We start from the raw sequence: 19,587 nt of genomic DNA, 5'->3' as shown, positions 1-19,587 counted from the left end.
CATGCTGAGTTTGCGTCAACGCGAGCGACGGCAGGCATGGGTGCTGCTGGCACCCATGCTGGTGGTCATGCTGCTGCTTACCGCCTGGCCACTGATGCGTACGATCTGGCTGAGTTTTACCGACGCAGCCCTGATCGGCAGCGGCGATGCGCCCGGCTGGACAGGACTGGAGAACTACCTGTACGCCTTAAGCGATCCCGATTTTCGGCTTTCACTGTGGCGCACGCTCTATTTTACGCTGGTGTCGGTTGCTTTCGAAGGCGTCATTGGCGTGCTGGTGGCGCTGCTGCTTAATCAGCGGTTTGCCGGCCGCAACGTGCTGCGTGTGCTGGTGATCCTGCCGTGGGCGCTGCCGACTATCGTGAATGCGATGATGTGGCGGCTGAATTTTAATCCGGACTACGGCAGCGTGAACGCGCTGCTGACGCAGCTGGGGATCCTGGATGGCTATCGCAGCTGGCTGGGTTCGCCCGACTCAGCGCTTAACGCTGTGATGTTTGCTGATGTATGGAAAAACTATCCGCTGGTCACGCTACTGGTGCTGGCAGCGCTGCAGTCGATTCCGGACGATCTCTTTGAGGCAGCGCGTCTGGATGGCGCCTCTGCCTGGCGACGGTTTCGCGCCATCACTTTTCCGGCCATTGTCGGGGCGCTCAGCGTGGCGCTGGTGCTGCGCACGATTGATGCATTCAAAATATTCGACATCATCTATGTCATGACCCGTGGCGGGCCGGTAGATAGCACCAAAACGCTCAGTTTCTACGTCTATCAGGAGTCCTTCAGCTATCTGCGCGCCGGCAGCGGAGCGGCTTACGCCATCCTGATGACGCTTTTATGTGCGGTGCTGATCGCGCTCTATATGCTGCTGCTATGGCGGCAGCGGCGCCGGGGGTCTGCGCATGAAGCATAAGGTGATGTCTGTTGCTAAATACGTGGCGGCGGCTGCCGTAGCGCTGTCGGTTCTGGCCCCGATGGGCTGGCTGTTTCTGATGAGCGTCAGCGCCACCAGCGACCTGACGCGCGTGCCGCTGGAGTGGATACCGCGCCAGTGGGATTTCAGCCGCTATGGCCGGCTTTTGTCACTGGCCCCGGGTGAACCGGGAACCCTGTTTCTGCACGCGCTGGGTAATAGCCTGCTGGTTGCCACGGGCGGAACTCTGGTCTGTCTGCTGCTGGCGATCCCTGCCGCTTTTAGCTTTTCCCGCTACCCCGGACGCGACGGCTGGCTGTTTGCGGCGCTGGCGATCTACATGGTGCCGCCGGTCGCTTTTGTACTGCCGCTCTACTTTCTGCTGCAGCAGCTGGATCTGCTGAACACCCGCCCGGGTCTGATGATTGTTTACTGCTCGCTGATCCTGCCGTTTCTGACCTGGATGCTCAAAAACCAGTTCGACACCCTGCCGCGTGATATTGAACAGGCTGCCCGGCTCGATGGTCTGCGGGTGTGGCAGGTGCTGCTGCGGATCACACTGCCGCTGGCAAAACCGGTTCTGGGCGCAGCGGCGCTGTTTGGCTGGCTGCTGGCGTGGGATGAGTTTTTCTACGCCCTGCTCTTCACCAGCAATATTACGGCGCAAACGCTGCCGGTGACCATTGCCGGCTTTACTGCCGGACGCGCAACCGATGATGGCCTGATTGCCGCGGTTGGCATTCTGGCTTCGGTTCCCCCTCTGTTAATTGCTGTCTGGCTGCAGAAAACGCTGGTAAGCGGGCTGGCCAGCGGCGGGAGTAAAGGATGACAACTGACTGCAACGCGACGCTCTACGTCGTCGGGAACGTTAACGCCGATTTAATTATGGGCACACTGGATAGCTGGCCGCAGCGCGGGACCGAAGTCCTGCTTCCTCAGAGTGAACTGCGTCCGGGCGGATCAGCGGGCAACTGTGCGCTGGCGCTGGAGGCGATGCAGGTCCGCCATCGCGCTGTCGCCAATCAGGGTGATGATGGCCTCAGCGCCTGGCTGGCGGGCTATTTTCCTCACAGCGCGGCGCACTGGACACGCTACGCCTGCGAAACCTCCATTACCGTTGGCATTACGCACAGCGATCACGAGCGCTCATTTCTGAGCAATTTTGGTCACGTGGCACAACTCAGCGCGGATGACGTACTGGATCAAATTCCGCTGCGTGCCGCACCGGGAGATATTGTTCTGCTGTGCGGTACCTTTCTCTGCCTGGCACTCAGTTCGCACTATGCCGCACTGCTGGAAGAACTGCAGCGGCGCGGCTTTATAACCGCCGTTGACACTGGCTGGCCTCCGCAGGGCTGGAGTACAGAAGTACGGCAGCAGGTTGCCCGGTGGCTGCCTTCCTGCGACTGGCTGCTGCTGAATGAAGCCGAAACGCAGGGTCTTGGCGCGGCGGTGACGCTGCCGGAGAGCGCCCGGCAGCTGGCGGGTGCGCTGAGCGGACGTGGCGGTTGTGTGGTGAAACGCGGTGCCGCAGGTGCCGCCTGCTGGCAGGGAGCACACTGGCTGGAACAGCCTGCCGCTGCCGTCACCGTCATGGATACCATAGGCGCCGGTGACAGTTTCAACGCCGGCTTTCTCACCGCGTTGTTGCATCATCAGCCGCTAAGCCGCGCGCTGCAATGGGGTATTGCCGTGGCATCACAGGCGATCAGCACCCAGCCACGCCGCTATCCCGGCTGGCAGCAGCTGCCATTTTCTGCAGAGGAGAAGTAATTTATGGCCAGTATTGAGCTCGTCAGCGTCGCCAGACGTTACGGCAAACAAACGGTACTGCACCCGCTGAATCTGAGCATACCCGATGGCAGCTTTACCGTGCTGGTTGGCCCGTCCGGCTGCGGTAAATCCACGCTGCTGAGGCTGCTGGCCGGACTGGATAGTTTGTCAGAGGGATCCATTCTGATGAACAACACGCCGATTGGCGATCGCGATCCGGCCGATCGCGACATGGCAATGGTGTTTCAGAGCTACGCGCTCTATCCGCACCTTACCGTGGCTGAAAACCTCGCTTTTCATATGCAGGTTAAAAAGGTGAAACGCGAGGAGCAGCAGAATAAAATTGCACGCGTTGCCGCCATTCTGGGTATCGATAAACTGCTGCAGCGCTACCCGCGAGCCCTTTCCGGCGGGCAGCGTCAGCGCGTGGCGATGGGCCGGGCAATGGTGCGAAATCCGCAGGTTTTCCTGTTTGATGAACCGCTTTCTAATCTTGATGCTCAGCTGCGCATGGAGCTGCGGGCTGAAATCAAAGCGCTGCACCAGCGGTTTAAAACCACCATGATTTACGTCACACACGATCAGGTTGAGGCGATGACGCTGGCTGACCAGATTGTGGTGATGCGTGAAGGTCAGATTATCCAGCAGGGTGCCCCGCTCAGCATTTACGATCGTCCGGCGGATCTGTTTGTGGCCCGCTTTATCGGATCGCCACCGATGAATCTGTTGCCGGCACGTCTGGTGACGCGGGAGGGCGTGCCGGGCATCGAATGTGAAGATCTCTGGCAGCCGCTTCCTCCGCGCTGGCACCATGCGGCACCGCAAGGGGCAGCGCTGACGATTGGCATCCGCCCTCACGATCTGATCCCTGCAACGCAGGGCAGTCTGGCGCAGGTTGCCGTTACGGAGATCACCGGAGAATCCACGCTGCTGCATCTGACATGGCATGGACACACGCTGCACATGCAGGTATCAGGACGTCACGCAGCCGGCAGCGGCGATCCGCTGACTATTGCGCTGCGCATGGAAAAAATCCATCTGTTCGATGCGCAGAGCGGCCAGCGTCTGCAGGAAGCGCCGCCCTCACCGTGAACGTTATCCCTCTGCGGGTGTTGTTGCCGCGTTGTCGTGCTGCATTAAGGCGATCGCCACCAGCAGCAGCATGGAGAGCAGCTCAGCCCCCAGCGTACCGCTGATGGCACTCAGCCAGGATCCGGCCTGGCTGAAATGGCTGAACACGCCGCCCAGCAGCATCGGTCCCAGCCCCATCGCCGACTGCTGCACGGTCGACAACATGGCGCTGCCGGCACCCGCCTGATGATGCGGAATATCGCGCATGCCAATACGGTAGAAAGTACTGACGATAAAAGACTGACCAAACCCGATGAGCGCCGTGGCAGGCGCCAGCGCAAGAATACCCGCCTGCGGCCACCGGAGCTGCAAGGTTGCCATCAGTGCCAGCAGGCCGGTGATCTGAATGGCACAGCCAGCCAGCAGCATGGTGCGCGTGCCAAAACGCGTGACCAGTGCGGTCGAACGCATAGCACCGATAAAATAGGCTACCCCCAGCGCTATGAAAGCGTTACCGGAGTCAAAGGCGCTGAAGCCAAGCCCGGACTGCAGCGTCAGAGCCATGACAAACATAAACCCGCTCCAGCAGGAGAAAAAAATAACGGCAAGCGTAAGGCTGAAACGCACAGCGGGCAAACGCAGCAGCGACGGGGGCAACAGCGGTAAACGACCTGCCGCTTCAGCACGCAGGGCCAGCGCCAGTTCAGCACCGGTCCCAGCGCCAGGCTCAGCATCAGCGCGCCGGTAGCCGCCCCCAGCAGCAGCGCACCGCTGATATCAACCGGTATGCGGCTGGCGTTACGGGTTTCCGGAATAAACCGGCGTGCCGCGATCAGTACGCCCAGGCAGATCGGCAGGTTGATCAGAAACACGCCGCGCCAGCCATATCCACCGGGGTCAGCTTTGATGAGAAAGCCGCCCAATACCTGACCAATCACAAACGCCAGCCCGCCCATCCCGCCATAGAGACCGATTGCCCGCGCATGCTCCCTGCCCTGTAACGTGACATGCAGCGTTGCCAGGATCTGCGGAACGATAAATGCCGCGCCCACCCCCTGCAGCGCGCGGGCAAACATCAGCATCCCGGTCCCGCCCGCCATACCGCACAACAGGGAAGCGAGGCCAAAGATCCCGACGCCGCTGATAAAAACCCTGCGCCGGCCATAGTTGTCCCCGAGCCGCCCTCCCATCGCGAGACAAACGGCAAAAGCGATGCCATAGACAGCAACAATCAGCGCCAGCTCTGTTGGCGTCGCCTGCAGGCTATGCGCCATCGCATCCAGCGCGACGTTAACGATAGAAAAGTCGATCATGGGCAGTAACAGCCCGGCCAGCAGTACCATCAGCCCTGCCTGACGGAGTTGCGGACTGTGCATCAGTTTCACCTTGTTTTCGTGTTCATTGCGGCATAGCATCTGCTGAAAAATAACCGGGTACCAGTTTTTGATTATCATGGTATTAAAACCACCCGTCTTGCCGGAGAGATCCCGCTGATGTTCATGCAACCTGCTGTAAACCTTTCTGAAAAAGATGTTCATACTAATCGCAAACTGCTGGGCGCCTTTTTGCGTTCCCGACGGGAAAACCTGGATCCTGTCAGGCTGGGGCTGCCGCGTATGCGTCAGCGGCGCACGCCCGGACTGCGCCGGGAAGAAGTCGCCCAGCTGGCTGATGTGGGTGTCACGTGGTACACCTGGCTGGAACAGGGCCGTGATATCAAAGCGTCGCTGAAAACGCTGACGGCGATTGCATCAGCACTTCAGTGCAACGACGTTGAAACGCAGCATCTTTTCTCACTCGCCGGGCATAAACTGCCTGCCCCTCAGGTTGCCGCCTGCTGCAAACTTGCTGAGCATAATCAGCAGATGCTGGATGCAATTCAGCTGCCGGCCATTATTGAGACGCCACGTTTTGACATCATTGGCTATAACGACTCATGGTGTGCGCTGATGGGCATCGATCTGGCGAACGTTGACGCTGAGGATCGCAACTGCATCTGGCTGGCGTTTAACCACCCTGGCTGGCGCGGCATGATACGCGACTGGGATGAGGTCATGCCGCAAATGGTAGCGATGTTTCGCGGTCAGATGGGAGAGCACATTGGCGATCCGCACTGGGAGAGTTTTCTTACCCGTCTGATTAACAGTTCTGATGAATTTGCACAGACCTGGCAGCGTTATGAACTGGGAAAAGTTGAGAATCGGGTCAAGCGCTTCTGGCGGGCAGAAACAGGAGAATTTACGCTGCGTCAGAATAACTGGTGGTCCGCGTCACGCAATGGCGACCGCTTGCTAGTTTACGTACCGGCCGACGAAACAAGCGCAGAAGCACTGCAAAAACTCATAGCCGGATATCCGGCGCTGCGCTCCACAAACGCGTTAATCTGACTATGCTTACTCCATGATAAATAATCAGGAGAAAGCATGAAATTTCTTTATTTCGTTGCGCTTATTGCGGCGGCGGGTTATTTGCTGGCATTTCTGCCTAAATTGCGTACCCGGCGTGAACCCGTTGCTTACTGGGGCTGCTGGGCATGGCTGGGTCTGAATGCGGTTTACTGGTCAGTCTATGCTGTACGCCACTATTTCCTGCACTGAAAATATTATTATTCAGGAGTAATTTATGTCTGAAATTGATCGCGACCAGATGCCATATCTGCTCTATTTTGCCCGCCAGCGTTTGTTACTGGAAAATATTGATGCCAAAGTGGTTGATATTGGCAGCGCAGAAATTGTAGGTAACCATTTTCGCTGGAAACTGGATGGCAAGGACGCTCAGGGTGAAACCGCAAAAGAGGTGGATGAGCTGCTGGAAGAGGTTGAGCGGCACCTGAGCTTTCTGTTTGTGGATGGTCAGTTCACCAGTCTGCCAGACGTCAGTGAAGATTACGGCGACAGGCTGGATAACATGCCGTTTGTTGAAGTTTCGCTTTCTGAACTGAGCGACCGTGATGAAGGCAGCGTCCGCTGAAGTGCTGCCCTGCAGGCTGCCACGCGGCAGCCTGCGTGACATTATGCGGTGGCAGTAGTGGATTTCATTCCTGGCACCAGAATAATTTTGCGGCAATCCTCTTTGCGTTTATCAAAAATCTCATAGCCCTCTGCAGCGGCTTCCAGCGGCATATGATGCGTAACGATCTCTTCCGGCGTTAATAATCCCTGTTCAATCAGCGACAGCAGTCGTGGCAAATAAGCATGCACGTGCGTTTGGCCCATTTTGAACGTCAGTCCTTTATCAAACGCATCGCCAAACAGGAAACCATGGATAAATCCGGCATAGACGCCCGGTACGCTGACCACCCCACCACGACGCACAGCTGCGATACACTGTCGTAGCGCTTTGCCGCTGCTGCCTTCAAGCTTCAGATTACTGAGCACGGTTTCGGTCAGGCTACCTTTGGCTTCAAAACCTACCGCATCGATCACTGCATCCACGCCGCGGTTCCCTTTGGTATGGTCAATGATCCAGGCTGCGGGATCGTCAATCTCATCAAAATTTATCGGCGTGACGCCGTAGCGCTGACGGGCAAACTCCAGACGATACGCGTTGTGATCAATCATGAAAATATCTTCGGCACCCATCAGTCTCGCACAGGCGGCACTGAGCAGACCGACCGGACCGGCACCGAAAATAGCCACGCTGGAGCCTTTATCCAGTCCGGCGTTCTGCACTGCCTGCCAGGCGGTCGGAAGAATATCAGACAGGAAAAGCACTTTGTCATCCGGCAGCGCCAGCGGCACTTTAAACGGGCCGGTATTGGCTTTCGGCACGCGGACATATTCTGCCTGTCCGCCAGGTATTCCGCCGTAAAGATGACTGAATCCAAACAGGGCGGCAGGCGGCGTAATATTTTTTTTGTTGAGTATCGCACCGCGACCGGGGTTAGTGGTTTCACAGGCAGCATACTGGTGTAAATGGCAGAAAAAGCAGTCACCGCAGGCCACGACAAACGGCACTACCACACGATCGCCTACGGCCACATTGGTCACGGCGCTGCCAGCTTCCACCACTTCCCCCATAAATTCATGACCAAATATATCGCCATGTTCGGTTTTTGGGATCTTGCCGCGATAGAGATGTAAATCAGATCCGCAAATAGCCGTTGCGGTGACGCGCAGAATAATATCATCCGGCGCCTGCAATATTGGATCGGGAACCGTTTCAACGCGTACTTTATGCGGGCCATGATAGGTTAACGCTTTCATTCTTAACTCCTCAGTAATAAGCGCAGCAAGTGCCTGACATTATTTAAGGCGAATCGGTTGAGCATGGCATTGATCGCTGATTAGGCAAGCGTATCGGCACTTCTTGCCGCGCCATGCAACCGGCTTCAGCCGCGCTGGAACGTGATACACAGTAATGGATAAATAACCCGATCGGTTAAAAAAAACACTGGATATAACCACAGTAAGTTGTATACTTATCCAGCAGTCCTGAAGACTGAATGACGTTTTAAGAGGTGATATGAATGATGATCTCAACGGAAATTCTTGCTGCTCAAACCGCGTCCCTGCTGATGAGCAGCCGTGACCTTGCCAGGCTGACTGGCATCACGCACGGCGAAGTGAAGCGCCTGATTAAAAGCCTGGAAACCGCACAGCGTCTTTCCCAGCCTGTTACGGTCGGTCTTTACGAGCATGAAGGTGAGAGCCGTCAGGAGTTTCTGCTCAATAAACGTGACTCGTTGCTCGCCGTGGCACGGCTTTCGCCCGGCTTTACCGCTGACCTGCTCGATCGCTGGCAGGAAAAGGAAAAGATCGCTCAGCTGCCTGACTTTACGAATCCGGCTGAAGCCGCCCGAGCCTGGGCAGAGCAATTTGAACAGCGGCGGCGGGCAGAGCAGCAGCTGGCGCTCTCTGCGCCCAAAGCGGAATTTTTTGACCGGTTTACTGAAGTCGATGAGGCACTGGGCTTTCGTCAGCTCTGTAAAATGCTGAAGGTCAAAGAGACGGACTTCCGGCAGTTTCTGCTTGAACGCAATATTATGTACCGGGAGAAAAATACGCTGGCACCACAAAAACATCATGTGCAGGCGGGCTACTTTGCTTTCCGCACCGGCACCGGAGAAAACCAGCACGCTTTCTCACAAGCCCGCTTTACCGCTAAAGGCGTGAAATGGGTTGCCAGCCTCTGGGCAGGCCATCTGGCTTCTCATCCTGCGGGCGTCGCAGCCTGATACAGCAGGGCCGATAAAGAGATATCGGCTCTGCCTGTTTCTCAATGCTGATGCCGCTGGCGCTGCAGCTGATGACGAAACTGCCTGACTTCCTGCGGTGACCAGCACCGGCGGGAAAGCGGCAGCTCTTCATCGATTGCCGGGGGGAGCGGCACTTTCTCCAGCGTGCCGCGGTTACAGATTGCGCGAATCAGCACATCGGGGGGAACCTCCAGATAACGCGCCATATCCGATAAACGCATCAGTGATTTGCTCATTGCTGCCTCCGGTTATTTCCTGATTCCCTCTATCTTCCGGCAACGCTGCATTCTGAAATTTGATCAGGATCGGTAAGTTCGTTTTTTTAGTTCAAAAAATAACCACACCCACACATCAGCACGGGCTTACGCGCTGCGGTTTCTGAAACGGCTGGCAGCAATCTATCCCGATTCACAGAGTCTGCTGCCATACCCGCCAGCCGGAACGGTAAATTAATATAAATAATTGGTTTCTGAGACTTAACGAGTCGTCACTGCTGGCATTCTTTCCCTGCGCAGTCTACGGTTAATAAAAAAAGCGCCACGTTTATTAACCATGGATAGCCGCTATGACCGCCCATGCCGAAATTGCAGCAAATCAGGAAAACGATCTTCGCCAGCTTTGCCATGCTCTGCAGGAGAATCTTGAACTGCTGTTACCAGCGGGTCAGCCCTCCGATCGCGTGCGGGCTGCGATGCGTGCCGGTACGCTGGCCAGCGGTAAACGCATCCGCCCCTTGCTGCTGTTGCTGGCTGCGCGTGACATGGGCTATGACCTGACAAAGCGCGGTATCCTTGATCTCGCCTGTGCGGTTGAGATGGTTCATGCGGCCTCACTGATACTGGATGATATCCCCTGTATGGACGATGCGCTGATGCGGCGTGGTCGTCCAACGGTGCATCGCGAATTTGGCGAAAATGTGGCTATCCTGGCGGCAGTCGCCCTGCTTAGTCGCGCTTATGAAGTGATTGCGCTCGCGCCGGATTTGCCGGCCCAGCATAAAACAGATGCCATTGCTGAACTTTCTGCGGCCGTGGGCCTGCAGGGGCTGGTTCAGGGACAGTTTCAGGATCTGCATGATGGTGGCCAGAGCCGCAGTCCGGAAGCGATTGCCATGACCAACGAGCTTAAAACCAGCGTGCTGTTTCGCGCCGCGCTGCAGATGGCAGCTATTGTGACCGATGCTGCACCCGTCATGCGTCAGAAACTCGGCGACTTTGCACAGGATCTGGGTCAGGCTTTTCAGCTGCTGGATGACCTTGCCGATGGCTGTAAACATACCGGAAAGGATATTCATAAAGATCAGGGTAAATCGACGCTGGTCCAGATGCTGGGTGCTGACAGCGCAGAGCGCCGTTTGCGTGAGCATCTGCGCAGCGCTGATGAACACCTTGCCTGCGCCTGCCATCGCGGCGTTGCAACCCGTCAATATATGCATGCCCTGTTTAACCAGCAGCTGGCAATGTTCAACTAACGCGGATCACTTATGGGGCATTTTGCCGTTATTGCGCCGCCACTCTATAGCCATTTCCACGCGCTGCAGTCACTGGCACAGACCCTTATCAGCCGCGGGCATCGCATTACCTTTATACAGCAGGCCGACGCACGTACGTTGCTGACGGATGAGCGCATCGCCTTCTATCCGGTGGGTGAGCGAACCCATCCGGCCGGATCTCTGGCTTCGGCTCTGCAGCGGCTGGCTGCACCGGGCGGCTTTTCTCTGTTCCGCGTAATCAATGATATGGCCGGCACCACCGATATGCTGTGTCGCGAATTACCGGCTATTTTGAGAAAGCTGCAGGTGGATGGTGTCATTGCCGATCAAATGGAGGCGGCCGGCGGGCTGGTGGCTGAGGCGTCAGGCCTGCCGTTTATTTCCGTTGCCTGCGCGCTGCCGGTGAACCGCGAAGCGGGTATCCCGCTGGCAGTGATGTCATTTCGCTATGGTCAGGATGAGAAAGCACTAAAGCGTTTTGCTGCCAGCAGCCGCATGTATGACCGGATCATGCGCCGTCATCGCCAGGTTATCGCCTACCATGCGCGCGCGTTCGGTTTGTCACCGCGTTCAGGCCTGCAGGATTGTCTCTCATCGCTGGCGCAGATCAGTCAGCTGGTACCCGCCTTTGATTTTCCGCGCCAGCAGCTGCCCGCCTGCTATCACGCCGTTGGACCGCTGCGTCAGCAGAGTATCACTACTCATCTGCCGCCACCGTGGCCGGCGCTGCGCCAGCCGGTGGTCTACGCGTCGCTGGGAACGCTTCAGGGACGCCGCTTCCGGCTGTTTCTGCGGCTGGCGCGCGCCTGCCGTAATCTCGGGTTATCGCTGGTCGTTGCTCATTGTGGCGGGCTGACAGCGCCTCAGGTACGTAAGCTGGAGCTGGCCGGCGCCGCATGGGTAACCGATTTTCTCGATCAGCACGCTGCGCTGCAGCATGCCCAGGTTTTTGTTACCCACGCCGGGCTGAATAGCGCGCTGGAAGCGCTGGCTCAGGGCATTCCGATGCTGGCGCTGCCCATTGCGTTTGACCAGCCCGGAGTAGCATCGCGCATCGAATGGCATGGCGTAGGGCGTCGCGCCTCACGGTTCAGCCGCACTCATCAGCTGGAGACCCACTTGCAACTGCTGTTGTCCGATTCTCATTACCGCCTGCGCATGTCAGCGATACAGGCGCAGATGCAGCGTGCCGGCGGTTGTCAGCGCGCGGCCGATATCGCTGAACAGGCGCTGTGCCAGCAACAAATTGTGCTGGCGGAGGCGACCTGATGTCAGAGAAGTGTGCAGACCTTATTCTGGTAGGGGCCGGGCTGGCAAACGGGCTGATCGCCCTGCGGCTGATGCAGCTGCAGCCGGCACCTGACATTCTGCTACTGGAGAGCGCCACTCAGCCGGCGGGCAATCACACCTGGTCATTTCACCGTGACGATGTCAGCGACGCGCAGTTTGCCTGGCTTGCGCCGCTGCTGTCCGCACGCTGGCCTGGTTATCAGGTCCGCTTTCCGGCGCTGCGGCGTAATCTGCACGGAGAGTATTGCTCCATCGCTTCACAGGATTTTGCCCGCCATCTGCGCGATACGCTGGGAGATCGGTTGCGTACCGCCTCGCCCGTGCGCGACGTTGCGCCACAGCGCGTAACGCTGGAAAACGGCGACGTACTGCATGCCCGGGCCGTGATTGACGGACGCGGCCTGCAGCCTACGCCGCATCTGCGTCTTGGTTATCAGTCATTTGTTGGTCAGGAGTGGCATCTGGCACGTCCGCACGGTCTGCAACAGCCGGTTCTGATGGATGCCACGGTGGATCAGCACAGCGGCTATCGCTTTGTCTATACGCTGCCGCTCAGCGCTGAACGTCTGCTGATTGAAGATACCCACTATATCAATCACGCCACGCTTGATAGCGTACAGGCGCGACAAAACATCCTGCACTACGCAGAGCAGCAGGGCTGGCAGCTGAGTCGTTTACTGCGTGAAGAACAGGGTTCCCTGCCCATTACGCTTGATGGCGATATCGGACGTTTCTGGCAGCAGCAGCAGGGTCAGCCCTGCAGCGGGCTGCGCGCCGGATTATTCCATGCGACCACGGGTTATTCACTGCCCTCTGCCGTTGCGCTGGCGGATGAAATTGCTGCTGCCCTGCCCTGTGAGGCAGAACAGCTCAGCCAGCGTATTGAACAGTTTGCCCGGCGTCAGTGGCGCGAGCAGCATTTTTTTCGCCTGCTTAATCGTATGCTGTTTCTGGCCGGACGACCGGAAAAACGCTGGCAGGTTATGCAACGCTTTTACCGGCTTGATGCCGGTCTTATCAGCCGTTTTTACGCCGGAGAACTCTTTCTCAGGGATAAAGCACGTATTTTATGCGGCAAACCACCGGTGCCGGTGGGAGAAGCGCTGCGTGCACTGTTGATGACTCCTTCGCTAACAGGGAAGAAAGAATGAAACGTACTTATGTGATTGGCGCAGGCTTTGGCGGCCTGGCTCTGGCTATTCGTCTGCAGGCGGCCGGTATTCCGACTACGCTGCTGGAGCAGCGCGATAAACCCGGCGGGCGTGCTTACGTCTGGCAGGATGAGGGCTTTACCTTTGATGCCGGTCCGACAGTCATCACCGATCCCAGCGCGGTTGAAGCGCTTTTTACGCTGGCCGGAAAAAAACTCAGCGACTACGTTGAGCTGATGCCGGTGACGCCTTTTTATCGTCTCTGCTGGGAAGATGGCAAGGTGCTTGATTATGACAATAATCAGACTCTGCTCGAACAGCAGATTGCCGCGTTTAATCCGCAGGATGTCGAAGGCTATCGCCGGTTTCTTGCCTATTCACAGGCGGTGTTTAAAGAGGGTTATCTCAAGCTGGGTACGGTGCCGTTCCTGAATTTCCGCGATATGCTGCGCGCCGGCCCTCAGCTGGGTCGTCTGCAGGCGTGGCGCAGCGTGTACGATATGGTAGCGAAATTTATTCAGGACGATCATCTGCGTCAGGCGTTTTCGTTCCATTCTTTACTGGTGGGCGGTAATCCGTTTGCAACATCCTCTATCTACACTCTGATTCATGCGCTGGAACGTGAATGGGGCGTCTGGTTTCCGCGTGGCGGGACCGGCGCGCTGGTCGACGGTATGGCGCGGCTGTTTCGCGACCTCGGGGGTGAACTGCTGCTCAACGCCGAAGTCAGCCAGCTGGAAACGCAGGGTAACCGCATCAGCGGCGTGCAGTTAAAGGATGGCCGTCGCTTTGACGCCACCGCAGTGGCCTCCAATGCTGACGTTGTGCATACCTATGACCGGCTGCTGCAGCACCATGCAACTGCCCGTAAGCGCGCCGCCACGCTGAAGCGCAAGCGCATGAGTAACTCGCTGTTTGTACTCTATTTTGGTCTCAATCAGCCGCACGCTCAGCTGGCGCACCACACGGTCTGCTTCGGCCCGCGTTATCGCGAACTGATTAATGAGATATTTAACAGCAATCAGCTGGCGGACGATTTTTCGCTCTACCTGCATGCACCCTGCACCACCGATCCGTCGCTGGCACCGGCAGGCTGCGGCAGCTTTTATGTGCTGGCGCCGGTTCCGCACCTCGGCACTGCCGCAATTGACTGGCAGCAGGAAGGGCCGCGCTTCCGCGACCGTATTTTTGCTTATCTTGAGGAGCACTACATGCCAGGCCTGCGCGATCAGATAGTGACACAGCGTATGTTCACGCCGGAAGATTTCCGCGACACGCTGCATGCACATCAGGGTTCAGCGTTTTCGCTGGAGCCGATCCTTACCCAGAGCGCCTGGTTCCGGCCGCATAACCGCGATGCCGACATCAGTAACCTCTATCTGGTCGGTGCGGGTACGCATCCCGGCGCTGGCGTGCCCGGTGTGATCGGTTCAGCAAAAGCCACCGCGCAGCTGATGGTGGAGGATCTTGCCGGATGAATCAGCCTCCCCTGATTGAGCAGGTCACGCAGACGATGGCCGCAGGCTCGAAAAGTTTTGCCACGGCAGCAAAGCTTTTCGATCCGGCTACGCGACGCAGCACGCTGATGCTCTACGCCTGGTGCCGTCACTGTGATGACGTGATTGACGGACAAACATTGGGCGAAGGTGGCACGCAACATCAGGTGGCAGATGCACAACTGCGCATGCAGCATCTGCAGATTGAAACCCGCCGCGCATACAGCGGTGCGCATATGGATGAACTCGCTTTTCGTGCGTTTCAGGAAGTGGCGCTGACGCATGAGCTTCCGCCCCAGCTGGCATTTGATCATCTGGAAGGGTTCGCTATGGACGCGCGCGAAGAGCACTACATCACGTTTGAAGACACGCTGCGTTACTGCTATCACGTAGCGGGCGTCGTGGGTCTGATGATGGCGCGCGTGATGGGCGTACGCGATGAAAACGTACTCGATCACGCCTGCGATCTCGGGCTGGCGTTTCAGCTGACCAATATTGCTCGTGATATTGTTGAAGATGCCCAAAACGGGCGCTGTTATCTGCCGGAAAGCTGGCTTACGGAAGCCGGGTTACGTGCCGATCAGCTGGCCGACCCACACTATCGTGCGGCGATAGCGCCGCTGGCTGCACGCCTGGTAGCAGCAGCGGAGCCTTACTACCATTCAGCCCGCAGCGGGCTGCCCGATCTGCCGCTGCGCTCGGCATGGGCTATCGCTACGGCTCACGGGGTGTATCGCGAAATCGGGGTAAAAGTGCAGGATGCAGGTATACGCGCCTGGGATGCCCGGCAGCGCACCAGCAAAGGAGAAAAGCTGGCGCTGCTGCTTAAAGGCGCGGGGATTGCGCTTACTTCTCGCGTGGCGCGTCCGCAGCCGCGTCCTGCTGGTCTGTGGCAGCGGCCGCGTTAGGTTTGCGGCCGTGACGTTCGCGCAGCGTGGCCTGCAGCTTATGCAGCGGCGGCGCATAGAGAAAGCCAAATGAGACACATCCCTCACGCCCGCGCACCGCATGGTGCATCCGGTGCGCCATATACAAACGCTTCAGATAACCTTTACGCGGAATATAGCGAAACGGCCAGCGCTGATGCACCAGCCCGTCATGCACCATAAAATAGAGCGCGCCGTAGGTGGTCATACCGGCACCGATCCACTGCAGGGGCCACATGCCCTGCACGCCATAGTAGATTAGCCCGACCGAGAGCACGGCAAACACGACGGCGTAAAGGTCATTGAGTTCAAACCGGCTGGTATGCGGTTCATGATGAGAGAGATGCCAGCCCCATCCCCAGCCGTGCATAATATATTTGTGCGAAAGCGCCGCCACTGCTTCCATCAGTGCAACGGTTGCCAGCAGAATAAGCGTGTTCCATAACCAGAGCATGGTGCGTCCATTTTAAAAGGTCAAAGAGTAAAGGTGGACTGCGATACAGGATGCCGCAAGTCAGCATAGGTGAAATAAGCGCGGGGGTCACGCTTATCCCGGCCACAGACGACTCAGTTAGCATGGCGGGATTGCGGTTCACTCAGCGGGGTCTTCGCCAGCGTACGCGCCAGCAGTGATGAGTAAAGCGGCTTGCCGCCAAAAAACTGTGCTGCCAGCGTGGCACCCAGACAGGTGATGATCATCGGCAGGATCAGCTGATAGTTATTTGTCATCTCCAGCACCAGCACAATCCCTGTCAGGGGCGCGCGTACCGATGCGGCAAACAGTGCGCCCATACCTGCCACTGCAAAAGTTACCGCTTCCAGATGCCACGCCGGAAACCAGGCTATACAGATCTGGCCGAAACAGGTGCCCAGCAGCGTCCCCAGCGTCAGCATGGGCGCGAAAATTCCGCCCGGTGCCCCGGAGGCAAAACAGCAAAGGGTCACCAGCGTGCGCAGAATAAAAAGTCCGAACAGCATAAACGCGCTATATTCGCCACCAGAGAACGCCGGGATCAGTGTTATTCCTCCACCCGCCGCCTGCGGCAGCACCATACTCAATACACCACAAAGTCCGGCCAGCACGCTACCCCATGCTACCCATACCATTGTGCGCCCCCGATGCAGACGCTGAAATCGATCCTGCGCTGCGAAGATCAGGCGGTTAAACGCGACGCCGACAGCGCCAAACAGAACCCCCAGCAGCAGATAGAGCCACAGCGTGTCAGTGGGCGCATCTCTGAGCTGGCCGATATCAATAATCGCGCCATTGTCCTCGCAGAGCCGGTAGACAATGCTCGCCATAATGACGCCAACAAATACCGCTTTGATTGAAACCAGACTGTAGCGAAACTGCGGACGCATCTCTTCAATGATAAACAGAATTCCCGCCAGCGGTGCGTTGAAGGCCGCTGAAAGACCGGCTGCTGCGCCGGTTGCCAGCAGCGTATGCCGCGATTCAGCACTGCGCAGGCGAAAAAGATCGCTGCACATACCGCCAATATTTCCGCCCAGCTGCACCGTGGGCCCTTCACGGCCCAGCACCATTCCTGATCCCAGCGCACCCATGCCGCCAAAAAATTTTACCGGCAGTACCCGCCACCAGCGCACCGGGCGCAGCTCTTCCAGCGCACCTTCAATTTCCGGAATGCCCGATCCGCCCGCCTCAGGCGCAAAGCGGCGTACCAGAAAATAGCCCACGCCCCCCATAATAGCGGAGGCGGCAAAAGCATAGATTAGCCCGGTCAGTAAACCGGTATGCTGCGCAGAGAGCGTGCTGATACGCAGCTGCAGCATCAGATTGACCGCCCGGTTAAATGCCACCCCTGCGAATCCGGTCAGCGTGCCAACCAGAGCCGCCAGCAGCAGCAGTCTCACCGGCGTGGTGTCCCGGCGCAGCAGCGCTTGCAGTCGCATAAACCGGCCAGGACGACGCGTATTCTCTTCAGCGCCAGAAGGTGTAACAGACATCAGTTTCCCCTTGTCAGAAATCCATGTGCATCGTCTCTGCGCGCTGCACCGATTCAGCATAGCCAAAAGCGGACAGCCCGTAACCTGGTCATTCGCAACAGAATTTTACGCTGGGGTTAAATGACCCCGGCCTGAGACAGTGCTGCTATCACGCACAACAGAATGTGTCACAGAATTGCGGCTGGCGGATTGACGCGGCGCCTGCAAATCACCATCATCCTGGCCATCGCCCTTGTGGCCAGATTCATTACTATCGGAGCGGGATGTGTCAGAACTCAGTAACGCATTGCTTGAAGAGATTATCAGCGAGGTCCGGCCGCTGACGCAGCAGGGAAAGGTGGCGGATTATATTCCGGCGCTGGCGGACGTGGAGCCTGACCAGCTGGGGATCGCAATCTGTACCCCGTCCGGCGAGTGCTATCAGGCAGGTGATGCCGCTACGCGCTTTTCAGTGCAATCCATCTCTAAGGTGCTGTCGCTGACGGTGGCCCTGACGCTGTATGAAGACGCTGAAATCTGGCAGCGCGTGGGTAAAGAGCCATCCGGACAGGCGTTTAATTCGCTGGTCCAGCTGGAGCTGGAACAGGGCAAACCGCGTAACCCCTTTATTAACGCCGGCGCGCTGGTGATGTGCGATTTGCTGGAGAGCCGCCTGACGGCTCCGCGCCAGCGCATGCTGGAATTTGTCCGTGGACTGGCGCAGCAGGAGGATATTCTGTATGACCGCGGCGTTGCGCGCTCTGAGTATGAGCACTCCGCCCGGAACGCTGCCATTGCCTGGCTGATGAAATCGTTTGGCAATTTTAATAACGATGTCAGCAAGGTGATGGAGACCTATTTTCACTACTGTTCGCTGGCCATGAGCTGCAACGAACTGGCGCGTACATTTCTCTATCTGGCCAACCAGGGACGCACACAGGATAATCGCCGGGCGGTGATCTCGCCGCGTCAGGCGCGTCAGGTGAATGCGCTGATGATGACCAGCGGCATGTATGATGGCGCCGGCGAATTTGCCTGGCGGGTGGGCATGCCGGCCAAATCCGGCGTGGGCGGCGGCATTATTGCGGTGATCCCGGGGGAGATGAGCATTGCCGTCTGGTCTCCGGCGCTGGATCGCTCAGGCAATTCACTGGCCGGCACCGCGCTGCTGGAGAAGCTGAGCGACCGCCTGGGCCGCTCGGTATTCTGACCCTTAGCTCACCTGATTACGCGGTTTATCCTGCGCAAACGCCTCCAGGTTGGCTTCAATACCGCGCAGCAGATTCGCCACGCCCTGCCGGGTTGCCCAGGCGATATGCGGCGTCAGCAGCAGCCGGGCAGGCCGGGTTGCAGCAGCGGATGCGTAGCGGGTGGCGGCTCGCTGCTCAGCACGTCCAGCGCCGCGCCGCCGAGGGTTCCCTGACGCAGCGCGGCCGCCAGATCCTCCTCTTCAATCAGTCCGCCGCGCGCGGTGTTGATCAGTAACGCTCCCGGTTTCATCGCGGCCAGCGTCTGCCGGTTGATCATCTGCTGCGTCTGCGGCGTCAGCGGGCAGTGCAGCGTCAGTACGTCGCTGCGCGCCAGCACCTCATCAAAGGCGGTATAGCCGGCGCGGACGGCTGCCGCCCCCGGCCGTTCAGCATAGAGCACCGTCATACCCAGCGCCTGCGCCATCTCACCCGCTGCGCTGCCAATATCGCCTTTGCCGACCACGCCCAGTACCGCACCCTGAATATCCTGCAGCGGCTCGCGATGGATACAAAAGTGCGGCGAGGCGGGCCACGCGTCGCGGCTGCTGATGGCGTAATCCATCAGATGTCGCCGCAGCGCGAACAGCGCAGCGATTACCCCCTCCGCCACGCTGCGGGTGGAGTAGCCGGGTACATTGCTGACCACAATGCCCTGCGCCCGGCAGGCGTCAAGGTCGATACAGTCATAGCCGGTAGCCGTGACGCAGATATAGCGCAGTTCAGGCAGCTGCCGCAGCGTGTCGGCGCGCAGCGGGACTTTATTTGTCATGGCTATCGTCGCCCCCTGCAGGGCTGACACAATATCCGCAGGCGCGGTTTGCCCGCGCCAGATCCAGTCACTGCACCAGGCAGGCTGTGCCGGGCGTTCGGGCAGCGTATCACCATCCAGCATCACTATTTTCATTTGCGCTCCGCTTTGTTGTTTCTGCACTGTTCTCATCAGGTTGCGTTAAGGTTAACAAAAACAGCGCCCGGGGTGAGCTTTTTCAAAAAATGCGAATTTTTTCTCTGCAGGGTGGCGTTTGTTTAACGCGGCAGCAGCAATCGCGGTACAATTCCGCCTCTTCTCTGACGTGACCTGCTA

At 58.1% G+C, this 19,587-nt stretch carries 18 protein-coding genes and 2 pseudogenes; 14 read left to right on the top strand and 6 right to left on the bottom strand.

Annotation, left to right across the window (positions count from 1 at the left end; genetic code table 11):
• Window position 1 precedes the first annotated feature (1 nt).
• Genes SB719_RS04735 through SB719_RS04720 form a run of 4 tightly spaced genes read left to right on the top strand, consistent with a single transcriptional unit; the run spans window position 2 to window position 3,775 of the window.
• Window positions 2-910, top strand: coding sequence for a carbohydrate ABC transporter permease (locus tag SB719_RS04735; protein ID WP_065647480.1), 909 nt, complete (start codon window positions 2-4; stop codon window positions 908-910).
• Window positions 900-1,739: a carbohydrate ABC transporter permease gene (locus tag SB719_RS04730; RefSeq protein ID WP_292969197.1), complete on the top strand. Its 840-nt coding sequence runs from the start codon at window positions 900-902 to the stop codon at window positions 1,737-1,739. The genes SB719_RS04735 and SB719_RS04730 overlap by 11 nt, the downstream gene beginning before the upstream one ends.
• Window positions 1,736-2,683, top strand: coding sequence for a carbohydrate kinase family protein (locus tag SB719_RS04725; RefSeq protein WP_412158962.1), 948 nt, complete (start codon window positions 1,736-1,738; stop codon window positions 2,681-2,683). The genes SB719_RS04730 and SB719_RS04725 overlap by 4 nt, the downstream gene beginning before the upstream one ends.
• A 3-nt stretch (window positions 2,684-2,686) precedes the next feature.
• Entirely contained in the window at window positions 2,687-3,775 is a 1,089-nt protein-coding gene (locus SB719_RS04720; RefSeq protein ID WP_304231697.1) for an ABC transporter ATP-binding protein, read from the top strand.
• 3 nt (window positions 3,776-3,778) lie between these two features.
• On the opposite strand, the pseudogene SB719_RS04715 reads toward SB719_RS04720, so the two are convergent.
• Window positions 3,779-5,130: pseudogene (locus SB719_RS04715) on the bottom strand (MFS transporter).
• A 117-nt stretch (window positions 5,131-5,247) separates the two neighbouring features.
• Between SB719_RS04715 and SB719_RS04710 the strand changes: the two are divergent.
• From SB719_RS04710 to SB719_RS04700, 3 genes are read left to right on the top strand one after another with little or no spacing between them, the layout of a single operon-like run.
• A complete protein-coding gene (locus SB719_RS04710; protein ID WP_412158961.1) occupies window positions 5,248-6,141 on the top strand; it encodes a helix-turn-helix transcriptional regulator in 894 nt (297 codons plus the stop codon).
• A 36-nt stretch (window positions 6,142-6,177) separates the two neighbouring features.
• Window positions 6,178-6,351, top strand: coding sequence for a hypothetical protein (locus SB719_RS04705; RefSeq protein ID WP_167350647.1), 174 nt, complete (start codon window positions 6,178-6,180; stop codon window positions 6,349-6,351).
• Between the two features lie 25 nt (window positions 6,352-6,376).
• The gene (locus SB719_RS04700) at window positions 6,377-6,724 is read left to right on the top strand and encodes a hypothetical protein (protein WP_065647485.1); all 348 of its coding nucleotides are present in this window, start codon (window positions 6,377-6,379) and stop codon (window positions 6,722-6,724) included.
• 41 nt (window positions 6,725-6,765) lie between these two features.
• Here SB719_RS04700 and SB719_RS04695 read toward each other — a convergent pair whose 3' ends face one another.
• Window positions 6,766-7,959: a zinc-dependent alcohol dehydrogenase gene (locus SB719_RS04695; RefSeq protein WP_065647486.1), complete on the bottom strand. Its 1,194-nt coding sequence runs from the start codon at window positions 7,957-7,959 to the stop codon at window positions 6,766-6,768.
• Between the two features lie 263 nt (window positions 7,960-8,222).
• Here SB719_RS04695 and SB719_RS04690 point away from each other — a divergent pair, with 263 nt between their 5' ends.
• A complete protein-coding gene (locus SB719_RS04690; protein ID WP_304231702.1) occupies window positions 8,223-8,930 on the top strand; it encodes a phage antirepressor KilAC domain-containing protein in 708 nt (235 codons plus the stop codon).
• A gap of 41 nt (window positions 8,931-8,971) precedes the next feature.
• Here SB719_RS04690 and SB719_RS04685 read toward each other — a convergent pair whose 3' ends face one another.
• The gene (locus tag SB719_RS04685) at window positions 8,972-9,187 is read right to left on the bottom strand and encodes a hypothetical protein (RefSeq protein WP_065647488.1); all 216 of its coding nucleotides are present in this window, start codon (window positions 9,185-9,187) and stop codon (window positions 8,972-8,974) included.
• A gap of 329 nt (window positions 9,188-9,516) precedes the next feature.
• On the opposite strand from SB719_RS04685, the gene SB719_RS04680 reads away from it, so the two are divergent.
• From SB719_RS04680 to crtB, 5 genes are read left to right on the top strand one after another with little or no spacing between them, the layout of a single operon-like run.
• Complete coding sequence (locus SB719_RS04680) at window positions 9,517-10,422, top strand: polyprenyl synthetase family protein (RefSeq protein WP_065647489.1); 906 nt, start codon at window positions 9,517-9,519, stop codon at window positions 10,420-10,422.
• A 12-nt stretch (window positions 10,423-10,434) separates the two neighbouring features.
• Window positions 10,435-11,712 (top strand): glycosyltransferase, encoded by a 1,278-nt coding sequence (locus SB719_RS04675; RefSeq protein WP_304231704.1) that lies wholly within the window; start codon window positions 10,435-10,437, stop codon window positions 11,710-11,712.
• Entirely contained in the window at window positions 11,712-12,884 is a 1,173-nt protein-coding gene (gene crtY, locus SB719_RS04670) for a lycopene beta-cyclase CrtY (protein ID WP_065647491.1), read from the top strand. The genes SB719_RS04675 and crtY overlap by 1 nt, the downstream gene beginning before the upstream one ends.
• On the top strand, window positions 12,881-14,362 hold the full coding sequence (locus tag SB719_RS04665) for a phytoene desaturase (protein ID WP_412158960.1): 1,482 nt from the start codon (window positions 12,881-12,883) through the stop codon (window positions 14,360-14,362). Before crtY ends, SB719_RS04665 begins: the two co-directional genes overlap by 4 nt.
• On the top strand, window positions 14,359-15,288 hold the full coding sequence (gene crtB / locus SB719_RS04660; RefSeq protein ID WP_304231707.1) for a 15-cis-phytoene synthase CrtB: 930 nt from the start codon (window positions 14,359-14,361) through the stop codon (window positions 15,286-15,288). Before SB719_RS04665 ends, crtB begins: the two co-directional genes overlap by 4 nt.
• Here the strand turns inward: crtB and SB719_RS04655 are convergent.
• Together SB719_RS04655 and clcA are read right to left on the bottom strand one after the other, a co-directional pair.
• Entirely contained in the window at window positions 15,227-15,760 is a 534-nt protein-coding gene (locus tag SB719_RS04655) for a sterol desaturase family protein (RefSeq protein WP_065647494.1), read from the bottom strand. The two genes, crtB and SB719_RS04655, sit on opposite strands and share 62 nt — an antisense overlap.
• A gap of 113 nt (window positions 15,761-15,873) precedes the next feature.
• Complete coding sequence (clcA, locus tag SB719_RS04650) at window positions 15,874-17,274, bottom strand: H(+)/Cl(-) exchange transporter ClcA (protein ID WP_412158959.1); 1,401 nt, start codon at window positions 17,272-17,274, stop codon at window positions 15,874-15,876.
• A 265-nt stretch (window positions 17,275-17,539) separates the two neighbouring features.
• Between clcA and glsB the strand changes: the two genes are divergently transcribed.
• Window positions 17,540-18,463: a glutaminase B gene (gene glsB, locus SB719_RS04645; protein ID WP_094110772.1), complete on the top strand. Its 924-nt coding sequence runs from the start codon at window positions 17,540-17,542 to the stop codon at window positions 18,461-18,463.
• Between the two features lie 3 nt (window positions 18,464-18,466).
• On the opposite strand, the pseudogene SB719_RS04640 reads toward glsB, so the two are convergent.
• A pseudogene (locus SB719_RS04640) lies at window positions 18,467-19,407 on the bottom strand (D-2-hydroxyacid dehydrogenase).
• Window positions 19,408-19,587 lie beyond the last annotated feature (180 nt).

Source organism: Pantoea sp. SIMBA_079, assembly GCF_046940275.1.
Taxonomy (GTDB): Bacteria; Pseudomonadota; Gammaproteobacteria; order Enterobacterales; family Enterobacteriaceae; genus Pantoea; species Pantoea borealis.
The sequence above is the reverse complement of the archived record's forward strand: the minus strand, read 5'-3'. Positions and strand labels throughout refer to the sequence as shown.